Genomic DNA, 22,376 nt, shown 5'->3' with positions numbered 1-22,376 from the left:
TCATTTCTAACGATCGCTTATCGATGCGAGGTCGCTTTCGCGGCATTCGCAGGACCCAACTCGTTCGAAAAAAACCATGAACTCGAATAACCGTCTAGCCACTTTTCCGCGAGACATGTTCGCGGGCACTGTCGTGTTTCTCGTCGCGATGCCCTTGTGTCTCGGCATCGCCAATGCATCCGGCGTGGAGCCGTTCGCCGGTCTGCTGTCGGGCATTATCGGCGGCCTCGTCGTCGCGTTGCTGAGTGGCTCGCAATTGAGCGTGAGCGGCCCTGCCGCGGGCTTGATCGTCATCGTCGTCGATGGCATCGCCGGGCTTGGCAGCTTCTCCGCGTTTCTGCTCGCGGTGCTGCTTTCAGGCGCGATTCAATTCGGCTTCGGCATGTTGAAAGCGGGGCGCTTCGCGGCCTATGTGCCTTCGTCGGTTATCAAAGGCATGCTCGCGGCTATTGGCCTATTGCTCGTCATCAAGCAGATTCCGCTTGCTGCGGGATTCGCGAATGCAGGCGCGCCTGCAGCGAACGGTCCGGGCATGCTCGACACGCCCTTCGGTCCGATATCCGCAGCGGCGTGCATTGTCGCCGTAGTCTCGCTTGCGATGCTCGCAGGCTGGGAAACACGCTCGATGCGTCGCTTTGCGCTCGTGCGCGCCGTGCCCGCGCCGCTCGCAGTGGTCGCGTTCGGCATCGGTGCGACTCTGCTGCTCGATCTGTTCGCGCCTGGCTTCGCACCGCCCGCGCAACATCGCGTCGCGCTGCCGTTGCTGGAGTCGTTCACCGCGTTCACGAATGCGCTCGAATTGCCGAACTTCTCGCAGTTCGCGAACCCCGATGTGTGGCGGCTCGCATTGACGCTTGCTATCGTCGCAAGCCTCGAAACGCTGCTGAGCCTCGAAGCTGTCGAGCAACTCGATCCCAAGAAGCGCGCGGCGCATCCGGATCGCGAGCTGAAAGCGCAGGGCATCGGCAATATGATGGCAGGTGCGATTGGCGCGCTGCCGATAACTTCCGTCATCGTGCGCAGTTCGGCGAACGTGCATGCGGGCGCGCAGAGCCGATGGTCGTCGTTCATGCATGGCGCATTGCTACTCGTGAGCGTGTTCGCGCTGACGAGCGTCATCAACCTGATTCCGCTGGCCTGTCTCGCGGCGATCCTGATCTTCACGGGTCTCAAGCTCGCCAAGCCTTCGTTGTTCGCAGCGGTCGCGAAACAGGGCATCGAGCGCTTCGTGCCGTTCATCGCGACGATTGCCGGCGTGCTGTTGACCGATCTGCTGATGGGCATTCTGCTCGGCATTGCATGCAGTCTTCTGCTTGCCATGCGCGCGAACCTCAGCCGTCCCATTACGATTGCGCAGCACGACGATCACTATCTGGTGTCGTTCAGAAAGGACGTTTCATTTCTTGGCAAGGTCACGCTGAAACATCATCTGCGCACGATACCCGACGGCGCGACGGTGATCTTCGACGCTTCACGCGCGGACTATATCGACCCCGACGTGCGCGAGGAGATCGACAGGTTCGTGGCCGCGGCGGCTTCGCGCGACATGCATGTCGAATGCAGAAAGCTGCCGCATCCTCGCTCGCAAAGTGGTGCGCCCGCATTGCGAGGCAGATGGCTCGGCTTGCGCAGGCAGGAGATGTCGTCGGAGTAAGAAGAAGTCGAACGAGGCGTCTCGATGCACCAACCGTTGCGGGCGCCGTTCACGAGACGATCGAGATCGAGAATCCGTCCCACCCTTTGCTGCCGACCGTTTGAATCGCCGTGGACGTCACGTGGGTATCGGCTGCGAGCATGTCGAAGAACTTGCGCACGCCGATGACGTCCGGGTCGGCGCTGCCGACGTCCGCCACGCGGCCACTGCGGATCACGTTGTCCGCGACGATCACCGTGCCGGGCCGGCTCAGGCGCAACACGAGGCGCAAATAGGCGGGATAACTTTTCTTGTCGGCGTCGAGAAAGATGAAATCGAAAGGCGGAATGCCGTCGCGCACGAATGATTCGAGCGTATCCACAGCGTCGCCGACAATCACCGACGCAACGCCCGACAATCCGGCGCGTTCAATGTTCTTGCGCGCGACGGAAGCATGATGCTCGACAGCTTCGAGCGTGATGAGCGTACCGTCCGCAGGCAGGGCACGCGCGAGCCAGATCGTGCTGTAGCCGCCGAGCGTGCCGAGTTCGAGAATGCGTCGCGCGCCGCGCAACTGCGCGAGCATCTGCAGCAGCTTGCCCTGGTTTGGCGCGACGTTGATCGCAGGCAGCCCTTCGTCCGCGCTGGATTTCAATGCGGCTTCGAGTGCGGCGTCCGGCGTTTGCGTTCGATCGCACAAGTATTCGTCCATCGCCAGCCATTGCTGTTCGTTCATGGCATCTCCTTGCCGTTGCGGTTATCGCGTTCTCTCGAACGATACAACACGAATGGAGCCCAGTACAAAACGCGTCTGCGCGATAAACAATTCAGATGACCTTGAAAGCAGTTCGCAATCAAGGTGACACATTTGCGCCGACTGTCTTGACGATACTGCGCGACTCGCGCCGCAACTCATGCCCGAGTTGATCGACGGTCAAGCGGATTGCGTCGATCAATGCACGCGCGGCCGGCGAGGGCGTGCCGCCTGCGCGCATCGTAAGCCCGATCTCGCGGCGCGTGGCTTGCAGCGGAATGTCCATTACGGTTAGCTGACCCGACTCGCATTCGTAGTGCAGTTGTTGTGCGGATACGGCAGCGAGCATGTCGGTATGCATCAGGAGCCCGCGAATGACCGCGAGATCGGCGGTCTCGACGGTCGGCATCGGCGGTTTCAGTTTCCATCGCTTGAACTGCGCTTCGAACATTCCGCGCGCGGGTGCCTGGCTACGCGGCAGAATCCATTGCGCAGCGATCAGCTCCTTGAGCGTCAGGGCACTTCGCGCTGCAAGCGGATGCCCGCGACGCGCGATCACGACGATATCTTCCGACATGAGGCGCTCATTGACGAGTCCGCTCGACGCATCGTTCTGACGTAACGCGCCGAGCACGAAATCGATATCGCCGGCACGCAGTCCCGCGACCAGCGTTTCATACGAGCTCTCATCCGTCACGACGCGCACGCCTGGATATTGCGCGGCAACGCGCGCGATCGCGCCAGGCAGGATCAACGTTCTGCCGAGCGGCAGCGCGCCGACCGTGACATAACCTTGAATCGTGCCGCGCAGCGCCGCGAGATCATCGGGAATGTGGCGCAGTTCGTTCAGCGCGCGCCGCACATGCAGCACGAAAGTTTCGCCTTCGCTGGTGAGCAGCAACCCGCGCGGACTGCGATAAAACAGTTGCATGCCAGCGCCGGTCTCCATGATGCGGATCGCGCTGCTGACGGCCGGTTGACTGAGCCCCAACGTCTGCGCTGCGCTCGGCATATGCCGATGGCGCGCGAGTGCCGAGAACAACTGAAGCCGCCGTGTATTGAGCAGAAAGGCCGGGAGCGTGCCGCCTGTCGCGGTCCGACGCCGTGACTGGCGCGTGGCGCACCACTGCGCCAGTTCTTCGAGTTCGGCGAAGATGCGCTGGCAGCGCAACAGCACAGCGCGTCCCGCAGGCGTGGGCAACATGCCCGACGGACGACGCTCCAATAAAGTTTCCCCGACCGCCGCTTCGAGTTCCTGCAGCGAGCGTGTGACCGCCGATTGCGCGCGGAACAGTGCCGCGGCGGCGCGCGTGGCGCTGCCCGTTTGCGCGACGAGCCGAAATGCGCGCAGATACGCGAGATTGAGCAGTTCCCGATTGTCCATATGAAGGTGCCCGATGCCATCAGTTTGATTTATCGCATCGTACAGGCTCGTGCGCTTCGCGCTCACTTTCCCCTAATTGTCGTCGCCGATCATGATGTCATGCATAGAGCGATGGATGTCATCGATTGATCGGAGGGTTGCGCCATGTATCAACATATCCTCGTCGCAGTGGGCCCGAGTTTCAGCGAAGCCGCTCTGTCGACCGCGATTGCGCGGGCGCGCGAAAACAACGCGCGTCTGACCGTGCTGTATGTGATCGAATCGTCGCCGTGGTGGGCGGGATGGCAGATGGAGTGTCTATCGGACCTGCCCGCGCTCGTGAATCAGCTCGCGCTCTTGATTCGCGGCAGCAGCGAGAAGATGCTTCGGCGTGCGGGCATCGATGCGGACTGGCAAACGCGCACGTTGCCGCGAGACGGGCGCAGCGTCGGCCGCATCATCGCCGATGAAGCCAATCGCCTCGATGCGGATCTCGTCGTGCTCGGTGCAAGGAAGCGCGGCGTCTTCAGCTTCGGCATGGACCGTGTTCGTAACGTGGTGTGCCGCCATACGAATCGGGAAGTGCTGATCGCAACCGTATGCGTCGCTGATTCGGCGGACGTGATGGAAATTCGCGGCGCGGCGTTGCAAACGCATCACGCCTGATGCGTTTATGCGACGGTATCGGAAACCGTTTCACCCACGCGTAGAGAAACGCGTGCTGCGATATGTCGCGGTACAACCAGAAGTGGCTGATCGACAACCCCTCGGAGAGCGTTGATAATCGCATCGCTTCAATTTTTGCGACGACTTCGTTCTAAGAGGGATAGGGAGTGCGTAGTTTCTGTTTGGGCCAGCGCCGTTGGAAATGGCTGGCTGTAGGTGTCGTAGCTGTGCTGGCGTTAGGCGCGCTAGCCGCAAGCGTCAATGTCATGCCTTCTGACGCGGCGGCAAATGTATCGATGGAAGCGGTCGCGTCGAGCCCGGTGCTCGCTTCGGATCCCTTGAAAGGGCTGTCTGTAGTCGATGCAATCGAGGTGATTCAGGCTCAGGCCAGTGCATCGTTTGCTGCGAATCCAGCCATTGAACCTCACGATGGAAAGACGGCCGGCCCCGTCGTCCCGGATGGTTTCAGCTTCGATAGGGCACCGACACCCGCATCCACGACGGTGCCTTCCATTTGCTCCAAAGCCAAGCACATCATTTGTGTCGATAAGACGACTTTCACTGCAACGGTTTATAAAAATGGCATAGCGCAGTGGTCGTATTATGTGCGTCCCGGCGATGCCCGCGGTGCGCGATATGCCACAGGCGAAGGTCGCGGACGCATAGCTTTCAAGAGCCGCCATCACGTTTCAAAGGCCTATGGAACGCCCATGCCCTATGCGATGTTCATTGCATGGGACAAGGATCAAGACAAGCACTCCGGTCAGGCCTTCCACCTCTCATACGATTTTCAGAACCAAGGATATGAGGGCGCCAGCCATGGCTGCATGGGAGTAGGATCAGAGGCAGTCATGCAGCGACTGTGGGAGACAAGTCCTGTGGGCACGCAAGTGTATGTCTATCGCAGTTCCAAAGATCCTTCGGAAGCCGTGGCTGACGGATCGAGTCCCGGTTGAAAAAAAGGCCACGCTCAAGTGGCCTTTCGAGCCTATCGGCGCGGTATCACCCCGCGGGTCTGCGTAGCTCGAAGAAAGTCGAAGTCGACGCCTTTGTCCGCCTGGGTGACGGTGTCATAGAACAGCTTGCGATAACCGCGATCCGCAGTGGGAATCGTGACCGGCGATCCTTTAGCGCGCGCTGCGAGTTCTTCATCGCTGATGAGCAGACTGATCTCGCGTTTCGACACGCTCAGGCGAATGCGGTCGCCCGTTCGAACATGCGCGAGCGGACCGCCCACCGCCGCTTCAGGCGTCACGTGCAACACGATGGTGCCGAACGCAGTACCGCTCATGCGTCCATCCGAGATGCGGACGATATCCTTGACGCCCTTTACCGCTAGCTTGCGCGGGATAGGGATATAACCCGCTTCGGGCATGCCCGGCGCACCCTTCGGCCCGATGTTCTTAAGCACGAGGATATCGTCGGGCATGACATCGAGATCATCCGAATCGATGCGGGCCGCGAGATCGGCGCCGTTCTCGAACACGACCGCGCGCCCTTCGTGTTCCATCAACTTCGCATTTGCCGCCGATTGCTTGATGATCGCGCCGCCCGGCGCGAGATTGCCGTCCAGCACCGCGATACCGCCTTGCGGATAGATCGGCTTGTCGAAGGGGCGCACGACATTCTGCGCGAAAGCGGGGCCCGCAGCATCGATCTCTTCGCCGAGCGTGCGGCCCGTCACCGTCAGCGCGTTCAGGTTCAATAGCGGCTTCAATTCGCGCAACAGCGTAGCCATGCCGCCGGCCTTGTGAAAGTCCTCCATGTAATGCGATCCGGACGGCTTCAGATCGACGAGCACGGGAGTCTCGCGTCCCATGCGATCGAGCGCTTGCAGATCGATGTCATAACCCATGCGTCCCGCGATCGCCGTGAGATGCACGATGCCGTTGGTCGAACCGCCTATCGCGAGCAGCACGCGCATTGCGTTCTCGAATGCTTCAGCCGTGAGGATCCTGTCGATGGTGAGATTCTCGCGCGCCATCTGCACGGCCTGCGTGCCAGTGAGCTCGGCAACGCGCATACGATCCGACGTCACCGCAGGCGGCGAGGCGCCGCCTGGCACGGTCATGCCGAGCGCTTCGGCGATGCACGCCATCGTGCTCGCCGTGCCCATCACGGAACATGTCCCCACGCTCGCGACGAGTTGATTGTTCACCGCTGCGATTTCCGCTTCGTCGATCTCCTCCGCGCGAAAGCGGCCCCAATAGCGCCGGCAATCGGTGCATGCGCCGACGCGCTCGCCGCGATGGGCTCCCGTAAGCATCGAGCCGGTGATGAGTTGAATCGCGGGAATGCCCGCCGATGCCGCGCCCATCAACTGCGCGGGCACGGTCTTGTCGCATCCGCCGATCAGCACGACCGCGTCCATCGGTTGCGCGCGGATCATCTCTTCGGTGTCGATCGACATCAGATTGCGCAGATACATGCTCGTCGGTTGCGAGAACGATTCGGCGATCGATATGGTCGGGAAATCCATCGGCAAGCCGCCCGCGAGCATCACGCCGCGTTTGACGGCTTCGATGAGTTGCGGCGCATTGCCATGACACGGGTTATACGCGCTGCCCGTATCGACGATGCCGATGACGGGCCGATCGAGCGCACTATCGGTATAACCCGCGCCCTTGATAAACGCCTTGCGCAGAAAAAGCGAGAAGCCATTGTCGCCATAGCTCGTCAGCGATTTGCGCAGGCCGCTCGGTTGCGCGGGTTCGTCATCGGACTTTTTCTTGAACGTGTCGGTCATGGTCGCCCTGCCGTGTGATAAGCGTTGAACGTCTCCGTGCCTCGATTATCACCGGTTTATCGTCGGGCGATCACGAATCAACCGTCGATCGTTTCGTGCACGCCTTGTTCGCCGCGTTTCCAGTAAGCCGAAGCGCGAATGCGTTTCTTGTCGATGCCGCGTTCGTCGCATAGCAGCTTGCGCACTTCGCGCATGAGCGTGGCTTCGCCCGCCGCCCACACATAGCCTTCGCCATCGGGCACATAGGTTTCGCGAAGGGCGAGCAGCAACGCGCCGCCGGGATGTGAGCTTTCGTTGCGATAACGCCATTGCGCGTACAGATCGGCGCGCGTGTCGAATTCAATACGCGCGGAAGGATCGGCCACTTCGATGAGCGTCGCGACGCGCGTGCCTTCGGGCAGTTCTTCGAGACGACGCGCGATGGCGGGCAGCGCGGTTTCATCGCCGATCATCAGATGCCAGTCGAAGTTAGTTGGGATGACGAACGAACCGCGCGGTCCACCGATACCGAGATGCTGACCGGGCGCGGCCTGCGCGGCCCAGGCCGTTGCGGGACCGGCTTCGTGGAGTGCAAATTCGATATCGAGCTCGCGCGCATCACGGTCGAAACGACGCGGCGTGAAATCGCGCGCAATCGGACGCGGTTTGGCCGGATCGAACTCGGGACCGTTCGGACCCGCTTGCGGCAGCGCGGGCAGGGTCTCGCCCGGCGCGGGGAGAAACAGCTTGACGTGATCGTCGAACGATGCGCTGACGAAATCGTCGAGCGAGTCACCCGTGAAGGTCACGCGCACGAAGTGCGGATTGAGCGCCTGGACGCGCGTGACTTTCAGCAGCCGAAACTTGAGCGCGTGGCGCACACGCGTGACTTCGAGATCGGGCCGGTCTTGCAGGATGGAATCGGTCATCGTCTTTGGCTCCTTACGCCTGCTTCGGCGCCGGGTTTTGTTCGATTTCGGCCGTCGCGCGCGCGAGGATCGCGGCGATGCGGCGTTGTTCTTCCTGCGATGCGTCGGTGCGCAAGAGCAGCGCCTTCTTCAGCGCGCGGCGAGCGACGATCAGCTCGGGCGCCCAGCCGTTGTCGGCGGCGGCGTCATCGACTTCTTCGCCCATGTACGCGCGGCGCACGAGATCCATCTTGCGGGCGAAATGCGTGAGCTTCGCGAGCATGATGTCCACGCGTTCGCGATTGGATGCGAGGTATTCGCGGCCCGCGTCGGAAAGGGCATAGCGCTTGCGGTTGCCTTCCAGCTCGACGGTCGTATAACCGAGCTCTTCGAGATAGGTGAGCGCCGGATAGACCATGCCGGGACTCGGCGCGTAGAAGCCGTTGGAGCGGTCTTCGAGCGCCTTGATGAGTTCATAACCATGACGCGGTGCTTCGGCGAGCATTGCGAGCAGCAACAGTTGCAAGTCGTCCGACGAGAACTTGCGGCCGCGCGGCATGCCGTCTTCGCCGCCGAACCCGCCCATGCCGCCCATGCCACCGGGGCCGCCGCCGAAGCGGCCGCCGCCGCCATGGCGATGACGGCCGATCATTCCCCAACGTTCGAAAGCGAATCGTTCGTGCCACTCTGGGGCGTCGAACGCAGAACCATCAAAGCCGAATGCGCGGAAACCGCCGTCACGCGCACGTTGAAAGCAGCGGGATTTCATAGGTAACACTCCAGATATGTCGTAAAACATATCTAAAGATATATATCGTAAGAGTGTCTGTCAAGAAGATCTTCTTAGGATCGATCGGCGGACGCGCGCATTTTGAACGCCGCATACAATGGCCCGCATTGTCTTTTGCACACATAAATCCATGAGCCATTTCCGTCCCGTCAAGCTGGAGCACGCCAGCCGCCTCATCAACCACGGTCCGACCGTTCTCGTCACCAGCGCGCACGGCGCGCGCCGCAACGTGATGGCCGCCGCCTGGTCGATGCCGGTGGAGTTCACGCCGCCGCGCATCGCCGTCGTGATCGACAAGCGCACCTACACGCGCGAGCTCGCCGCCGCGAGCGGCACCTTCGGCATCGTCGTGCCGGGTGCGGCGATGATCGATCTCACGTACGCCGTCGGCTCGACGAGCGGGCGCGAGATCGACAAGTTCGAGGCCTTCGGAATCGACATCGTGGAAGGGCCGGTGCTCGGTCTGCCGCTCATCGAAACGAATTGCGCGGCTTGGCTCGAATGCAGGCTGATCGACGAGAAGCACACGGAAGACGCCTACGACACCTGTTTTGCCGAAGTCGTCGCAGCCGCTGCCGATTCGCGCGTGTTCGTCGACGGCCACTGGATCATCGACGAATCGAATCAGCCGCTACACACGATTCACCATCTCGGCGCGGGGAAGTTCGTGCGCGCGTCGTCGATGGAGCAGGCGAAGCCGCTTGCGCGCTGACGCCGTCGATGCGCCCCTGGACACGGCTAGCAAACCTTGCCGCGCGGCAGAAACGGCATCGAATTATGGTATTAAGCACGTTGCATCCAATATTCAAAACCGTTCCATGCATTCGAGCTCCCAGGCCGCGCTCCTTTTGCTCGGCATCGTCATCATCCTGATCACGCCCGGACCGACCAACACACTGCTCGCGACCGCGGGCTTGCGTCGCGGCGTCAGGCGCGCCACGCCGCTCATGGCCGCCGAGCTCGCCGGCTACCTCATCGCAATTTCCGTCTGGGGCTATCTCGTCACGCACGCGGCCGGCTTTCTCACCTGGCTCCCGACATTTCTGCGCGTCGCGTGCAGCGTCTACATCGCCTATCTCGCCGTCCTGATGTGGCGCACCGCCGTCTCCCTGCCGACGTCCGCGCAAAAGACGGTCGGCATGCGCACCCTCTTCGTCACCACATTGCTCAATCCAAAGGCGATGCTCTTCGCGAGCGCGATCTTTCCGGCCAGCGCCTTCGGCAATGCCGTCGTTTATCTTCAGACGATGTCGATTTTCGCCGCCGCGCTGATTCCGATCGGCTTTCTGTGGATCACCTTCGGCGCGGCGCTCGGCACCGGGCGTCTCGCGTGGCTGAGTCCCGATCGCGTTCAGCGCGGGGCATCGATCGTGCTGGCCACGTTCTCCATCGCGCTTGCGTGGACGACGCTCCACTGAAGCGATAAAACGAACAGCGAAATCTGGAGACTGAATGACCTCTCATCGGCGCGATCCCCTCGACAAGAAAGCTCCGCACGAGCCGCTCACCTCCTACTACGCCGACGAATCGAAAAGGCGCGTCTGGCTGCGCGGCATCTTCGACCGCACCGCATCCGACTACGACGCGATCGAACGCGTGATGGCGCTCGGTTCCGGTTCGTGGTATCGAAATCGCGCGCTGCGATCGGCGGGACTCGCGCGCGGCATGCGCGTGCTCGATGTCGGCATGGGAACGGGGCTCGTCACGAGGGAAGCGGTCGCGATCACCGGCGATCCGGCGCTCGTGACCGGCGTCGATCCGAGTCCGGGCATGGTCGGCGAGGCGCATCTGCCGATCGGCGTGCAAACGCGCATCGGCACGGCGGAAGATCTGCCGTGCGAGAACGCCGCCTACGATTTTCTGAGCATGGGCTTCGCGCTGCGTCATGTAAGCGATCTTTCGAAGGCCTTCGACGAATACTTCCGCGTGCTCGCGCCTGGCGGACGGCTCTGCGTGCTGGAAATCACGCGGCCCGGGCATGGTATCGGCATCGCTGCGCTGAAGTTCTATATGCGCGGCGTCGTGCCGACGATCGCGCGCATCGTCGGCAAGAAAGGGGAAAGCGTCGAGTTGATGCGCTATTACTGGGACACGATCGAGGCCTGCGTGCCGCCCGCCGATGTGATCGCCGCGATCGAGCGCGCCGGTTTCATCGACGTGCGCCGCGACGTCGAGCTCGGCATCTTTTCCGCTTATTGCGCGACGAAACCGGCGCGCTGAGCGGCGTCGAGAATCACCGCAGCGCGGCCGCTCAGCAGCAGCCGGCCTGCGCAGTGAACGGTGAAGCGGTAGAGTACGGTGTTGTCGTCGCCGCCCATGCGTTGGGCTTCGATATCGAGCGGGGCGTCGAGCGTGTCGAGCCGGTCGATGTGCGTTTCCACGCCACGCACGCTGGTCAGCATCCCGACGCGCGGTCTCGCTTCGTTCGATGCGACGAGCGCGCCATGCGCCGCCATCGCCTGCGCCGCGTATTCGATGCCGCATACCGACGCGAGACGTCCCTTCGAGCGCAAAGGATTATCCGGCGAAACATGACTCGTCGCGGTGCAGCGGATGCGCTTTGCATCCCACGCGACGACGCCATCCAGCAGACACATGGAGCCGCTATGCGGAATGCGCGCGGCGATCCAGTCGCGGCCGAACATCATGACGGCTCGACGCTCACGGCGAGCTGCGTGCCGTCGAGATAATCCAGCACGACGTTCGCCGCCCGCCGATGCGCCAGCGCGTCGAGCAACGGCAGCGCGCGCGCGGCGGGATTCGACAGGCGCAGCGCTTCGAGATCGGCATCGGCGAAAGCGGAAGCGTCCTCGTCCGACAGATGCGCTTCGATGCGCCCGAGCGTCCGCTCGCTCTCATGCGGCGCGAGCACCAGCGCGACGCCGAACGCATCGACGATGGGACGCACCTGGCGCAACGGCTCGGGATAGTCCGTGTCGTAGGCGACGAGCAGCGTCGCGGCGCCATCGACGCTCACTTGCGCGAGGCTTTCCAGCAAGCCGGCCGCGAAGCTGCCGTCGTACGCGCACAGCACGTTCGATGCGGCCATCGCGCGTGTCGCGATGCTCCAGTAGCCCGCGGGCGCGTTGTGGACCGAGTTGTGGAAGCGCGTCGGCGAGAGCTGCGGTTCGGCGCTCGCGAGGGTTTCGCAGATCGCGTGGAAATTCCCGCCATCGCCGCCGGATGCCGCGAACACGGCAGCGAGCGTCGCGGCGTCGCGGCCGCTCTGCGCGACCGCTTCGTGCGCGGCAGCGAGCGCCGCGCGCACGACCGGCCCGGTGCGGCGGCGTTCGGCCGGCGGCAGACCGGCGGGCGCGGGCAGCACGGTTTGAGCGGCGTCGCGAACGGCGCGCTGCGTCAGCACGTCGGCGGCATGGGGCCAGCCGGCCAGGCCCGGACCAATCACGCCGATGCCTTCGATAAATGCACGCAATGGAGTCATGCCGATGCCGCTCCCTTGCGTCCGAACACGAGACTGCAGTTCGTCCCGCCGAAGCCGAACGAGTTCGACAGCACAGCCCGCAACGGCGCGGCGCGCGTCGTCAGCACGTAGTCGAGGCCGAGCGCCGGGTCCGGCTCGGTGGTATTGGCGCCTGCGGGAATCATCTGGTGCTGCAGCGTCAGCGCGGCGATCACCGCTTCGAGCGCGCCGGCCGCGCCGAGCGTATGCCCCGTCGCGCCCTTGGTCGAGCTGCACGGCACGCGCGCGAACAGGCTCGTAAGAGCGCGGCTTTCGGCGGCGTCGTTGCTGGGCGTCGCCGTGCCGTGCAGATTCACGTAGCCGATGTCGCTCGCATCGAGACCGGCGCTCGCGAGCGCCTGTTCCATCGCGATGCGCGCGCCGAGTCCCTCCGGATGCGGCGACGACATGTGATACGCATCGCTCGATTCGCCGATGCCGAGCAGGCGGATCGCGTCGTCATCGGCGGGATCGGCCAAATCGCGTTCGAGCAGCGCGAACGCCGCCGCCTCCCCGATCGAAATGCCGTCGCGCTTCACGTCGAACGGCTTGCACGGACCCGGCGCGAGCAGTTCCAGCGAATTGAAACCGTAGAGCGTCGTGAGACAGAGCGTATCGACGCCGCCGACGATGGCCACATCGATCACGCCGCTTTCGAGCATGCGCCGCGCCGACCCAAACACCTTCGCGCCCGACGAACACGCCGACGACACCGACGCCGCCGGCCCGCGCAGCCCGAAATAGGCGCGCACGAAAGCGGCGAGCGAATAGGGGTTGTGCGTGTTGGCGTAATTGAAATCGGCGGGCAGCGCGCCCGTCCGGGTGTCGCGACGCCGGTAGGCGAGTTCGGTTTCGAGGATGCCCGCCGTGCTCGTGCCCATGAACACGCCGACGCGCTCCAAGCCGTAACGCGCGATCGCTTCGCGGACGCGGTCGTCGAAGCCGTCCTGCGTCATCGCGAGTTGCGCGAGCCGGTTGTTGCGGCAGTCGAACGCGGCGAGATCCGCGGGCACCGGCGCATCCTCGATGCCCGCGACGCGGCCCGTATAAGTGGCAAGCGCGGCGCCCTCGAAGTCGCACGGCGCGAGTCCGCTGCGTGCGTCCGAGAGCGCGGCGAGCGTCGCGTCGAGCCCGCGGCCCGCGCAACTCGTCGCGGTGAAATGCGTAAGCAGAAGAGGATTCACTACGGGCTCGTTTCCCTTGAGTCGGGAGCGTTCGAAAACGATGAATTGTAACAAACGAGGCCTTTGGACGATGCTGCCAATCAGCCGGCGGGACGCGCAATCAACAGACGATTGGCGTCGTGCGCGCCATGGCCCATCTGACGGATGGAGACCGCGAATCGCAGATCGCCGAGCAGCGCGAGCCATTGCGCCTCGCTGCGGACCGTCAGACCGTTCGCGCGCCCCGAACGCGCGATCTGCATGCCGAAATCGATGGCGCGATCGAGGCGCGCGTGCCAGCCGGCGGCGGCATCGCTGACGCGCAGCAGGAGCACGCCGTTCGCCGCGAGGCTGGCGCGCGCGCGGCGGAGGATCGACACCTGCGCGTCGGCATCGACGTAATGGAGCACATCGCAGGCGACGACGACATCGGCATCGGGAAACGGCGCGGCGCGAATGTCGTCGCACACGAATCGGATGCGCGCCTCGTGCGCCTGCAACGCGATGCGCGCCCAGGCGACGTCGCGCGGCGTCAGATCGATGCCGTGAATCGAGCGCGGCACGGGCGGCGCGGGCCAGCGCGCGGGCCACGCACGCTGGGCGTGTTCGCCATGCCACGCGTGCGCGCCGACGAGGCACGCGGCGAGCAAGCCCTGGCCGCTGCCGAGATCGAGGATGCGCGCGCCATCCGGAATCAGGCCGTGCGCGAGGATATGGGCGAAGAACGGATCGCGACGCAGCTTGGCCGATGCGAAGTGCCACGCGAACCGGCCCGCCGCGCGGTAGGGGCGGCTGGCGGTTTCGATGAGCGCGGCGGGCAGCATTCGGGCGAGGGTGAGTTCACGTATGCAACGGCCCCTGACGGGTCAGCCCTCGACTATAGATTCAATCTTTCGAGAGCGCCGGAGATCGTTGAACATGTTCGAGTCTGAACACGTTTTTTTTTCCGCATCGCGACGAAGCACATCCGCGCGCGGATCGATCGTTGCGCGAAGATTTCGGCCCTCACAGACCGTCTGCGCTCGCGGGATTCTCGAAGTGATCGACGCAAAAGAACCTGACGTTTATTCCGTTTCGCGACGCGTCAAGTGCAAGTTGCACGCGGTTTTCGACGGTCCTGCTAACGGCGGTCGTTGCTTGCTCGACTGCCGCGTCTATATCCGCTTGCGCGGCCCGTTTTTGCGTGGCCAGCATCCTGAGCGAGCTCCGCAGATGCAAGAGATCCGCCTCGGCTCTTGCGAGATATCCGTGACTTTGATGCAAGCGTTCAATGATGCTGTCGAGCTCAGGCGTCGCTTCAAGTATGGCGACGGCTTTTGCGTCGAGCAAAGACGACAGCCTCGCTTCGGCGACGGCATCCGGATTCTGAACCACGTTGCCTCGAGTGCGAAGGGGCACTGGAAATCGTGATGCTTCTTGCGCTGGCACCTTTCATTCTCCTGTTTCGGTTTTGGCTTCGAAAAATTCGCTGACTGAAGGTCTTCGCTCAAATAGGACGTTGTCTATCGATCGTTCTTGGATGTTTAGAATTGCGAAGATTTAACAAAGCGAAGCGTGACACGCTACGGCACACAAATTGGTATCTCATACATCAGATACTTCGGGTTGACGGAGAAAACGCTGCTGGATACCGTGTTGTCAATATTAAATAGGTATGTTGACCATTCGATATTCGGGAGGCATTTTTGGAGCGTCAGGAATTTGGGCCGCAGGTCATTCGAACGGTGATGTGGAAGATCGTGCCGTTCGCGTTCATTCTTTACTTCTTCAACTATCTCGACCGGGTGAATGTCGGTTTCGCGGCCCTGCAAATGAATCGGGAGTTGGACATTTCCCCGACCCAGTTCGGCACGATCGCATCGATGTTTTTTGCGTCGTATCTGCTGTGCCAGATTCCGGCCAACTTCGCGCTTCAGCGCTTGGGCGCGCGCCGCTGGATCAGCTTCATCGTCATAGTGTGGGGCGCGGTTACAGCACTGACATTCTTTGCCCAGACTGCGACCCACGTCGCGATCGCGCGCCTGCTGCTCGGCGTGTTCGAAGCGGGTTTCTTCCCCGGCATGATCTTCTATCTCGCCTGCTGGTTCCCTGCTCGCGAGCGAGCCAAGGTCACGTCGTTTTTCATGATGGCGATTGCCTTTTCCTCGGTCGTCGCGGGGCCGATGTCCGGCTGGATCGTCGAGCACGTCCACATGGCCGGGTATGGCGGCTGGCGCTGGCTATTCGCGATCGAAGGCGTGCCGACCATTCTGCTGGGCGGTCTGGCTTTCTTCATTCTGGTCGACGCGCCTGCGGATGCCAAATGGCTGAACAAGGATCAAAGAGCGTGGCTCGTAGCGGAGTTGCAGCGGGAAAGAAGCGCGCAGGGCGCCGACGAACAGCCGACGCTGAAGATGGTGTTGGGCAATTCGACGATCTGGAAACTGGCGCTCTCATACATGCTGATTCAAGCGGCCTCGCAAGCATCGAATTACTGGCTTCCGGGGCAGGTGAAGGGATTCGCGGCGTCCCTGACCGATACGCAAACCGGGCTCATCATGGCGCTGCCGTATGTCTGCGCGATGATATCGATGCCGCTTTGGGGCGCGCACTCCGACCGCACGGGCGAACGCAAATGGCACGCCGCGCTACCGATGCTGCTTGCGGGTGTCGGCTTCTTCGTCATCGCGAGCGTTCCGTCCATGTCGCTTCGCATGGCTGGCATGGCGTTGTTTGGCGTTGGCATTCTGAGCTTCTACGGCCCGTATTGGGCCATTCCCCCTGCAATGCTGTCCCCGGCCGGTCTCGCGTTGAGCATCGCTTTTATCAACTCGTGCTCCAGTCTCGGCGGCTTTCTCGCGAACCAGGCGCTCGGACATGTCTCTCAGGCTTACGGATCATATGGCGTGTTCATGGTCGAGGCGGCTTTGTGCGTCGCCGCGTTCTGTGTGCTGGTCACGATGAGCATTCCTCGCCAGACACCGAAGGTCGGTCCGTCGGCGCAAACCGCGAACGCTTGACATCGTCGCATCGGGCTCCATCGAAGTCTCTCTGGAATATTGATAAATGAAAATAACGAACGTCGAAATATTCGATTGTGAAGTCAGCCGAACCGATCCGCGCATGGCGCGCTTCAATCCGGTCCTTATCCGTATCAATACCGATGAGGGAATCAGCGGCATCGGCGAAGTCGGCCTGGCCTATGGCGCGGGCGCAAAGGCGGGCGTCGGCATCGTGCGCGACCTGGCCCCGCGCATCATCGGCAAAGATCCGATGAAGGTCGAAGCGATCTGGGAAAACCTGTTCCGCGCAACGTTTTGGGGCATGGGCGGCGGAAACGTCTTCTACGCGGGCATGAGCGCGATCGATATCGCTCTGTGGGACATTCGCGGCAAAGCCCTGCGCGCGCCGGTCTATCAGTTGCTCGGCGGCAAGACAAACGAGCGGTTGCGCGCCTATGCCAGTCAACTTCAGTTCGGTTGGAGCGACACGCATCAAATGCTTACACGCCCCGAGCAGTACGCCGACGCAGCACGCAAAGCCGTCTCGCAGGGTTATACGGCGATCAAGGTCGACCCGTTGCAAGTCGACCGCAACGGCGGCCCGCCGCTCGATTGGGAAGTCAACCAGAACTACTTCGGGCTGTTACGAGCGGACCAGTTGCGCATGGGTGAGGAACGGATCGCGGCCATGCGCGGAGCTGTCGGGCCGGACGTCGACATCATCATCGAAGCGCATGCGCTGCTTGGGGTCAACGCAGCAATCCAGTTCGCGCGGACTGTCGAGCCGTACAACATCCTGTTCTATGAAGAGCCGGTTCATCCGCTCAACATGGACAACATGGCGATGGTCGCGCGCAATACGTCAATCCCGATCGCAACCGGCGAACGCTGCTATACGCGTTGGGGTTATCGCGATCTGTTCGAAAAACAGGCCGTGGCCGTGATACAGCCGGATATTTGCCTTTGCGGCGGACTGACGGAGGCGAAGAAAATCTGTGACTATGCAAACCTGTACGACGCGACGATGCAGGCACATATTTGCGGCGGGCCGGTCTCGACTGCGGCAGCGCTCCACCTCGAAGCCGCGGTACCGAACTTCATCATTCACGAGCATCACACGCACAGCCTGAAGGATTGCGTGCGCGAGTTGTGCATTCACGACTATCAACCCGAGCGCGGCGACTTCTCAGTCCCGGATTTGCCGGGGCTTGGGCAACAACTGAACGATGACGTCGTGAAGCGGTATCACGCCTTCACGATCGAATAAGCACACCACGCGCCCAGCGTTACTGCATTCGCGCGATGTCTGTCAACAGACGTCGCGTGCGCTCCGTGAAGCCACAGTTGACGTGTTCTGCAAGAATGATGCAGGCTCCGTCGACATCGTTTTCGACCAGCGCGCGGGTGACTGCACGATGCTCGTCAATCGATTTATTGATGTACTCGCGCGAGAACGTCAGGCGATTGCGCATCGCCAATACCTTCGTGCTTATCGTCGAGTAGCAATCGATCAGATAAGGGTTGTCCGAATGCCTGACGAGAATCTGATGAAACTCATGATCGAGCGCGCGATACGTTGCCAACTCGAACGTTGCGTGCAAGGCGCGTGCAGCGTCGAGGTTCCGGTTCAGTTCTTCCATGAGGCGGGCAGCGTTCTCGCGCATGGCGGAGCGAATGGCGGCCTGTTCGAGCGTAATGCGTAGCGTACTGATGTCGCAGATGTTCTTGTCCGTCAGCGAGAACACATAGGTTCCCGACCGCGCTTTTATCTCGACGAGGCCGGCAATGCTCAACCGAAGGAGAGCTTCACGGACGGGCGTTTTGCTCAAGCCAAAAAGGTCGGACAGCCTGGATTCCGTGACTTGTTCCCCAAACTCCAGTTCTCCATTGACGATCAACTGTCGTAGCCGCTCCTCGGTGATCTCCGCCAGTGACTTCGGTGCATCAAAAGCAATTCGTTCAAGCCCTCTCACAGTCACCCCTTATCTTCGTCATCCGACATATTGTTTACGGAAAAAGACACATCGCTTCGGATCCAAGCATACTTTGCGACTGTGGCTTTTCTCTTCCGGAAGATTCTTATTTGCAATCCGAAACAATAGTGTGCGCGGAGTGAATGGGGTGCTCACCAGAATCGAGCGGAGGGGCCGCGCCGTCTATCCGACGATCGCCTCGCGCAATGTGACGGTGACAAGCCCGCGATCCGCCGCCGCGCGCAACGCGGTGTCGAGCGCGGCGAGCACGATGGGCGCGCCGTTCGCGTCCCTTGCGGCGTGGCCATCGTGGACGAGCAGAATGTCGCGCGCAGCGAGTCCGTTCAGCAAACGTCGCGAAACGAGCGATGCGTCGCCGGTGCGCGTATCGAAACCGCGCCGCGTCCAGCTGGCGAGCTGCAGGCCGAGCGCGCACAGCACCGGTTCGAGAAACGGATTGCGCAAGCCCGCTGGCGCGCGAAAGAAAAGGGGCCGCGTGCCTACGATTTCCTCGAACGTGGCTTGCGCAGCGTCGATCTCGCGCCGCAACGCGCCCGGTCCCATCAGCGAAAAATCATGCCGATGCCGCTGGCTGTGATTCTCGACGGCATGTCCGCGCGCGACGATTTCCCGAACGATGTTCGGATAGGCGCGCGCCCGCTCGCCGATGCAGAAGAACGTCGCCCGTACGCGATGCGCGTCGAGCAGATCGAGCACGCGCGGCGTCACGTCGGGATCGGGGCCATCGTCGATGGTGATGGCGATGCACGCACCCGCCGATTCGGGGAGCGTCGTCCAGTTGTGGCCGAGCAGGGCGCTTCGCGGCCAGAGTCCCGCCGCCGTCAGCGCGAGATGCGACGCGATCACGCCGCCCGCCGCCCACGGCCACGTCGCGGGCGCGACGATCAGCGATGCCAGCGCGCCCGCGTGCACGGCCGCCGCGCCGCCGATCAAGGGCGTCGGCGTCCAGCGGCGCGGCTCGCCGGGCGCGTTCATCGCGACAATCCCGAGCGCGGCGCGAGAATCGCCGAGAACAGCAGCGCCAGAATCGCGCCGGGACCGACCGTCAACCCGAAGGTCTTGAGCATCGGCACGTTCGACAGCGCGAGCAGCCCGAAGCCGAGCACGGTCGCGAGATTCGCGATCACGAGCGAGACGAGCGTTTGCGGCGAAACCGCGTCGTTTTCGGCGTGCGCGCGATAGTTGAAGAAGAGCGCGTAATTCGAGCCGACCGCGACAATCAGCAGCATGCCGATCAGATGCAGGATCGTCAGCGACTTGCCCGCGAGCGCGAGGCCCGCGATCACGACGATCACCGCCGCGACGAGCGGCGCCAGCGTGCGCGCCGCGCGCACCGGTGAGCGCAGCGCGAGCACCAGCAGCACGACGATCGCGGCGAATCCGCCGAGCGACAGGCGAATGTCCTCGTGCACGTAGTTCCGGTAGAGGCGATCGGCTTCCGCTTTCATGTCGACGAAAAGCGCGTCCGGCACGCGCGCCGCCGCGACCGCCGCGCGAATTTGGTGCACCTGCACGTCCGAGCCTTCGGCCGCGCGCAAAGGCAGCATCGCGGTCCAGCGGCCGTCGCGTTCGGTGAGAAGCGAATCCACGGCGAGCGCCATCGACGTGCCGCGCAGATCGGCGCGTCGCAAGAGCGGCTGCGCGCGCGCGGCTTCGACATCGGCGATGAAAGGCTCGAAAACCTCGGGCTTTACCTGGATCGTCTGATTGCGCAAAGCGGGCGCGAGACGCGCGCGCAAGGTATCGGCATCCGGCAGGCTCGCGATGCGCGCGCGCTGCGCGGCGTCGCTCGGCAGATACGTCGCCGGGCTTTCGAAACCGGCGATCACGCGGGCATCGACGAGCGGCTGCAATTGCCGGGCGACGGCTTCGGCGCGCTCGAGCGCGGCCTGCTCGCTCGCCGCCGACACCACGACGAGATAGCGCACGTCCGGCGCGCCGACATCCGCGCGCAGGCGTTCGTCGAGATCCTGGCTCGCCTTCGGAACCGGGCTGAGCGACGACAACTCCTGGCTCCACAAGCCGTGCCGCTGCATGAGCAGCGTCGCGAGCGCGGCGAAAAGCAGCACCGCGAGCGCCACGCGCAAGTGCGACGCGCGCGCGGCGAAACGCGCGAGCACATTGCCGAGGCGCGAGACATCGCGAATCGCGAAGCCTTGCGGCAGCAGATGCGGCAGCACGAAGCGCGTGACGATGCCCGCCGTCGACAAACCGACGATCGAATACAGCCCAAGCTGCACGAGGCCCGGAAAGCCGGAGAAGAGCATCGAGGCGAAGCCGCAGATCGACGTCAGCACGCCGAGACGGATCGTCGGCCAGAAGCCCGCGACCCAGTCCTTCAGCGATTCGCGCCGTTGAACGCCCGCCGATTGCACGAAGAGATAGATCGAATAGTCGACCGCCTCGCCGATGAGCGTCGTGCCGAAACCGAGCGTCAGACCGTGGACCGTGCCGAACGCGAGGCTCACGGCGGCCACGCCCGCCGCGACGCCGGAAAGCACCGGCATCAGGCCGAGCAAGAGCGTCGGCACCGACCGATACACCGCGAGCAGCAGCACGACGATCAGCACGATGCTCGCCGCCGACAGCCAGCGCACGTCGCGCATGATCGTGTCGCGCGATTCGACGGCGATGACGCCCGGCCCCGTCAGCAGCAGGCGAAAAGGCGTCGCGCCCGGCGCGGCCTTGTCGAACGCGGCGCGGATCGCGGCCATCGCGCTCGCTTGCGCGTCGGTGTCGGAACCGGGGCTCGCGGTCTGCGCGAGCAACACGGCGCGCTGGCCGTCGCGCGATGCCCACACGCCGCCGTGCATCGCGGGCTGCGCGCCGCTGTCGAGACGGCTGACGAGCGCGGTGACTTCGCCGGTCGGATCGTGCGGCAGCAAGTCCTTCGTCATCATGCCCGCGGACGAGGCGAGCAGGTCGAGACTGTCGGCGAGCGCGTCTTTCAGGCCGGATTCGCTGAAGCGCTCGGGCGTAACCGATGGACTCAGTCGATAGCGATGCTCGAACACGAAGCGCTCGTCGTGCGCCTGTCCGACCGGCTCGCCGTTGTTGATCGCCGAAAAGCGCTTGTCCTCGCGCAGCGTCGCCGCGATTTTGCGCGACAGGCCGGCGCGCGCGTTGGCATCGCCGCCCTCGATGCCGACGAGAATCAGCCGCGACACGAGCCCGTCGCGCAACTGCTCGACGAGCACGCGCTGCTGCTCGCTCGGCGTGCGCGGAAGGAAAGCGGAGAGATCGGCGGAAAAGCTCGCGCGCGCGATGATCGCCGCGCACGCCGCGAGAAAGCACAGCCAGACGATGACCGCCGGCTGACGCAAGGACCGCGAGACCGCGCGCATGCCGCGGTCAGTGCGCCGACGCGTCTTGCAGGCGCATCAGCGAGCGGTCGCCGTCGGCCTGGCGAATCTCGACGCGCGCGAGCGCCGCGCCCGTGCCTGCGAGCGTGATCGAGCTGACTTTCTGCTGCATGCGCGAATCGATCGGCACGAGCGTCATCGTCCAGTCGTTGCCTTTGCCGTCGATCGAAACCTTGTACGCATTTTCGAGCGCGAAGCGGTTGCCCGCGAGCGTCGCGCGAATGCTTTCGATGAACGCGCCCAGTTCCGGATAGTTGCGCAGCGGGATCGTGATTTTGCGGCCGTTGCGGTCGACGGTCAGCATGTCGCCATCGACGACGAGATTCTCCGGCTTCGGACTCGTCGTGTGCTTTTCCAGATGATCGGGCGCGACGAACACGAGCTCGCCCGACGATTCGAGCGGCGCCTGCGCGATCTTCAGATAACGCGTCTCGGTGAAATGCGCGCGGCCCGATTTCTTCGCGCCGAGCGTGTTCATCAGGCGATCGAGCGTCCAGGGGGCGTCGGCGGCGACACTGATCGTCGATGCAGCCGACAGCAAGGCGGCCGTCAGAACGGCGGCGAAAATTCGCATGAG

22 protein-coding genes are annotated in these 22,376 nt (G+C 63.2%); 8 read left to right on the top strand and 14 right to left on the bottom strand.

All coding sequences use genetic code 11. From position 1 onward, the window contains the following. Positions 1-76 precede the first annotated feature (76 nt). Positions 77-1,654: a SulP family inorganic anion transporter gene (locus NCS00_RS22605; protein WP_250441031.1), complete on the top strand. Its 1,578-nt coding sequence runs from the start codon at positions 77-79 to the stop codon at positions 1,652-1,654. Positions 1,655-1,703: 49 nt separating this feature from the next. Here the strand turns inward: NCS00_RS22605 and NCS00_RS22600 are convergent, their stop codons facing one another. Next, complete coding sequence (locus tag NCS00_RS22600; protein WP_008348315.1) at positions 1,704-2,369, bottom strand: O-methyltransferase; 666 nt, start codon at positions 2,367-2,369, stop codon at positions 1,704-1,706. 118 nt (positions 2,370-2,487) lie between these two features. Beyond that, positions 2,488-3,771, bottom strand: a complete 1,284-nt coding sequence (locus tag NCS00_RS22595) for a LysR family transcriptional regulator (protein ID WP_250441030.1) — start codon at positions 3,769-3,771, stop codon at positions 2,488-2,490. 144 nt (positions 3,772-3,915) lie between these two features. Between NCS00_RS22595 and NCS00_RS22590 the strand changes: the two genes are divergently transcribed. Both NCS00_RS22590 and NCS00_RS22585 read left to right on the top strand, forming a co-directional pair. Then, entirely contained in the window at positions 3,916-4,416 is a 501-nt protein-coding gene (locus NCS00_RS22590) for a universal stress protein (RefSeq protein ID WP_250436680.1), read from the top strand. Between the two features lie 266 nt (positions 4,417-4,682). Then, positions 4,683-5,372, top strand: coding sequence for a L,D-transpeptidase (locus tag NCS00_RS22585; protein ID WP_250441029.1), 690 nt, complete (start codon positions 4,683-4,685; stop codon positions 5,370-5,372). A gap of 32 nt (positions 5,373-5,404) precedes the next feature. On the opposite strand, the gene NCS00_RS22580 is transcribed toward NCS00_RS22585, so the two are convergent. The 3 genes from NCS00_RS22580 to NCS00_RS22570 all read right to left on the bottom strand — a co-directional run bounded on the left by NCS00_RS22580 (position 5,405) and on the right by NCS00_RS22570 (position 8,848). Continuing rightward, a complete protein-coding gene (locus tag NCS00_RS22580) occupies positions 5,405-7,162 on the bottom strand; it encodes an IlvD/Edd family dehydratase (protein ID WP_250441028.1) in 1,758 nt (585 codons plus the stop codon). A gap of 77 nt (positions 7,163-7,239) precedes the next feature. Further along, on the bottom strand, positions 7,240-8,070 hold the full coding sequence (locus NCS00_RS22575) for a siderophore-interacting protein (protein WP_250441027.1): 831 nt from the start codon (positions 8,068-8,070) through the stop codon (positions 7,240-7,242). Between the two features lie 13 nt (positions 8,071-8,083). Then, positions 8,084-8,848, bottom strand: a complete 765-nt coding sequence (locus NCS00_RS22570) for a PadR family transcriptional regulator (RefSeq protein ID WP_502801595.1) — start codon at positions 8,846-8,848, stop codon at positions 8,084-8,086. 121 nt (positions 8,849-8,969) lie between these two features. On the opposite strand from NCS00_RS22570, the gene NCS00_RS22565 reads away from it, so the two are divergent. The 3 genes from NCS00_RS22565 to NCS00_RS22555 all read left to right on the top strand — a co-directional run bounded on the left by NCS00_RS22565 (position 8,970) and on the right by NCS00_RS22555 (position 11,059). After that, entirely contained in the window at positions 8,970-9,551 is a 582-nt protein-coding gene (locus NCS00_RS22565) for a flavin reductase family protein (protein WP_008348308.1), read from the top strand. 106 nt (positions 9,552-9,657) lie between these two features. Then, positions 9,658-10,257: a LysE family translocator gene (locus NCS00_RS22560; protein WP_250441025.1), complete on the top strand. Its 600-nt coding sequence runs from the start codon at positions 9,658-9,660 to the stop codon at positions 10,255-10,257. A gap of 34 nt (positions 10,258-10,291) precedes the next feature. Beyond that, the gene (locus NCS00_RS22555) at positions 10,292-11,059 is read left to right on the top strand and encodes a class I SAM-dependent methyltransferase (RefSeq protein ID WP_175981054.1); all 768 of its coding nucleotides are present in this window, start codon (positions 10,292-10,294) and stop codon (positions 11,057-11,059) included. Here the strand turns inward: NCS00_RS22555 and NCS00_RS22550 are convergent. From NCS00_RS22550 to NCS00_RS22530, 5 genes are all read right to left on the bottom strand, one after another. Then, positions 11,032-11,484, bottom strand: a complete 453-nt coding sequence (locus NCS00_RS22550) for an ApeP family dehydratase (RefSeq protein ID WP_008348304.1) — start codon at positions 11,482-11,484, stop codon at positions 11,032-11,034. The genes NCS00_RS22555 and NCS00_RS22550 overlap by 28 nt on opposite strands. After that, positions 11,484-12,281, bottom strand: coding sequence for a beta-ketoacyl synthase chain length factor (locus NCS00_RS22545; protein ID WP_175981052.1), 798 nt, complete (start codon positions 12,279-12,281; stop codon positions 11,484-11,486). The genes NCS00_RS22550 and NCS00_RS22545 overlap by 1 nt, the downstream gene beginning before the upstream one ends. Then, on the bottom strand, positions 12,278-13,483 hold the full coding sequence (locus NCS00_RS22540; protein ID WP_033536216.1) for a beta-ketoacyl-[acyl-carrier-protein] synthase family protein: 1,206 nt from the start codon (positions 13,481-13,483) through the stop codon (positions 12,278-12,280). Before NCS00_RS22540 ends, NCS00_RS22545 begins: the two co-directional genes overlap by 4 nt. Before the next feature lie 80 nt (positions 13,484-13,563). Next, positions 13,564-14,286: a class I SAM-dependent methyltransferase gene (locus NCS00_RS22535; protein ID WP_250441024.1), complete on the bottom strand. Its 723-nt coding sequence runs from the start codon at positions 14,284-14,286 to the stop codon at positions 13,564-13,566. 181 nt (positions 14,287-14,467) lie between these two features. Further along, the gene (locus tag NCS00_RS22530) at positions 14,468-14,836 is read right to left on the bottom strand and encodes a hypothetical protein (protein WP_144403678.1); all 369 of its coding nucleotides are present in this window, start codon (positions 14,834-14,836) and stop codon (positions 14,468-14,470) included. Between the two features lie 353 nt (positions 14,837-15,189). Here NCS00_RS22530 and NCS00_RS22525 point away from each other — a divergent pair, with 353 nt between their 5' ends. Next, complete coding sequence (locus NCS00_RS22525) at positions 15,190-16,461, top strand: MFS transporter (protein WP_008348295.1); 1,272 nt, start codon at positions 15,190-15,192, stop codon at positions 16,459-16,461. A 46-nt stretch (positions 16,462-16,507) separates the two neighbouring features. After that, positions 16,508-17,710 (top strand): mandelate racemase/muconate lactonizing enzyme family protein, encoded by a 1,203-nt coding sequence (locus NCS00_RS22520; protein ID WP_250441023.1) that lies wholly within the window; start codon positions 16,508-16,510, stop codon positions 17,708-17,710. Between the two features lie 19 nt (positions 17,711-17,729). Here NCS00_RS22520 and NCS00_RS22515 read toward each other — a convergent pair whose 3' ends face one another. The 4 genes from NCS00_RS22515 to NCS00_RS22500 all read right to left on the bottom strand — a co-directional run bounded on the left by NCS00_RS22515 (position 17,730) and on the right by NCS00_RS22500 (position 22,373). Next, a complete protein-coding gene (locus NCS00_RS22515) occupies positions 17,730-18,416 on the bottom strand; it encodes a GntR family transcriptional regulator (protein WP_160172879.1) in 687 nt (228 codons plus the stop codon). A gap of 183 nt (positions 18,417-18,599) precedes the next feature. Next, a complete protein-coding gene (locus tag NCS00_RS22510; RefSeq protein WP_250441022.1) occupies positions 18,600-19,412 on the bottom strand; it encodes a polysaccharide deacetylase family protein in 813 nt (270 codons plus the stop codon). After that, on the bottom strand, positions 19,409-21,781 hold the full coding sequence (locus NCS00_RS22505; protein WP_250441021.1) for an MMPL family transporter: 2,373 nt from the start codon (positions 21,779-21,781) through the stop codon (positions 19,409-19,411). The genes NCS00_RS22510 and NCS00_RS22505 overlap by 4 nt, the downstream gene beginning before the upstream one ends. 7 nt (positions 21,782-21,788) lie before the next feature. After that, entirely contained in the window at positions 21,789-22,373 is a 585-nt protein-coding gene (locus NCS00_RS22500; RefSeq protein ID WP_250441020.1) for a LolA family protein, read from the bottom strand. Positions 22,374-22,376 lie beyond the last annotated feature (3 nt).

Source organism: Caballeronia sp. AZ1_KS37 (assembly GCF_023631165.1).
Lineage (GTDB): Bacteria > Pseudomonadota > Gammaproteobacteria > Burkholderiales > Burkholderiaceae > Caballeronia > Caballeronia zhejiangensis.
Note: the sequence above shows the minus strand (reverse complement) of the source record. Positions and strands in the feature narration are given on the sequence as shown.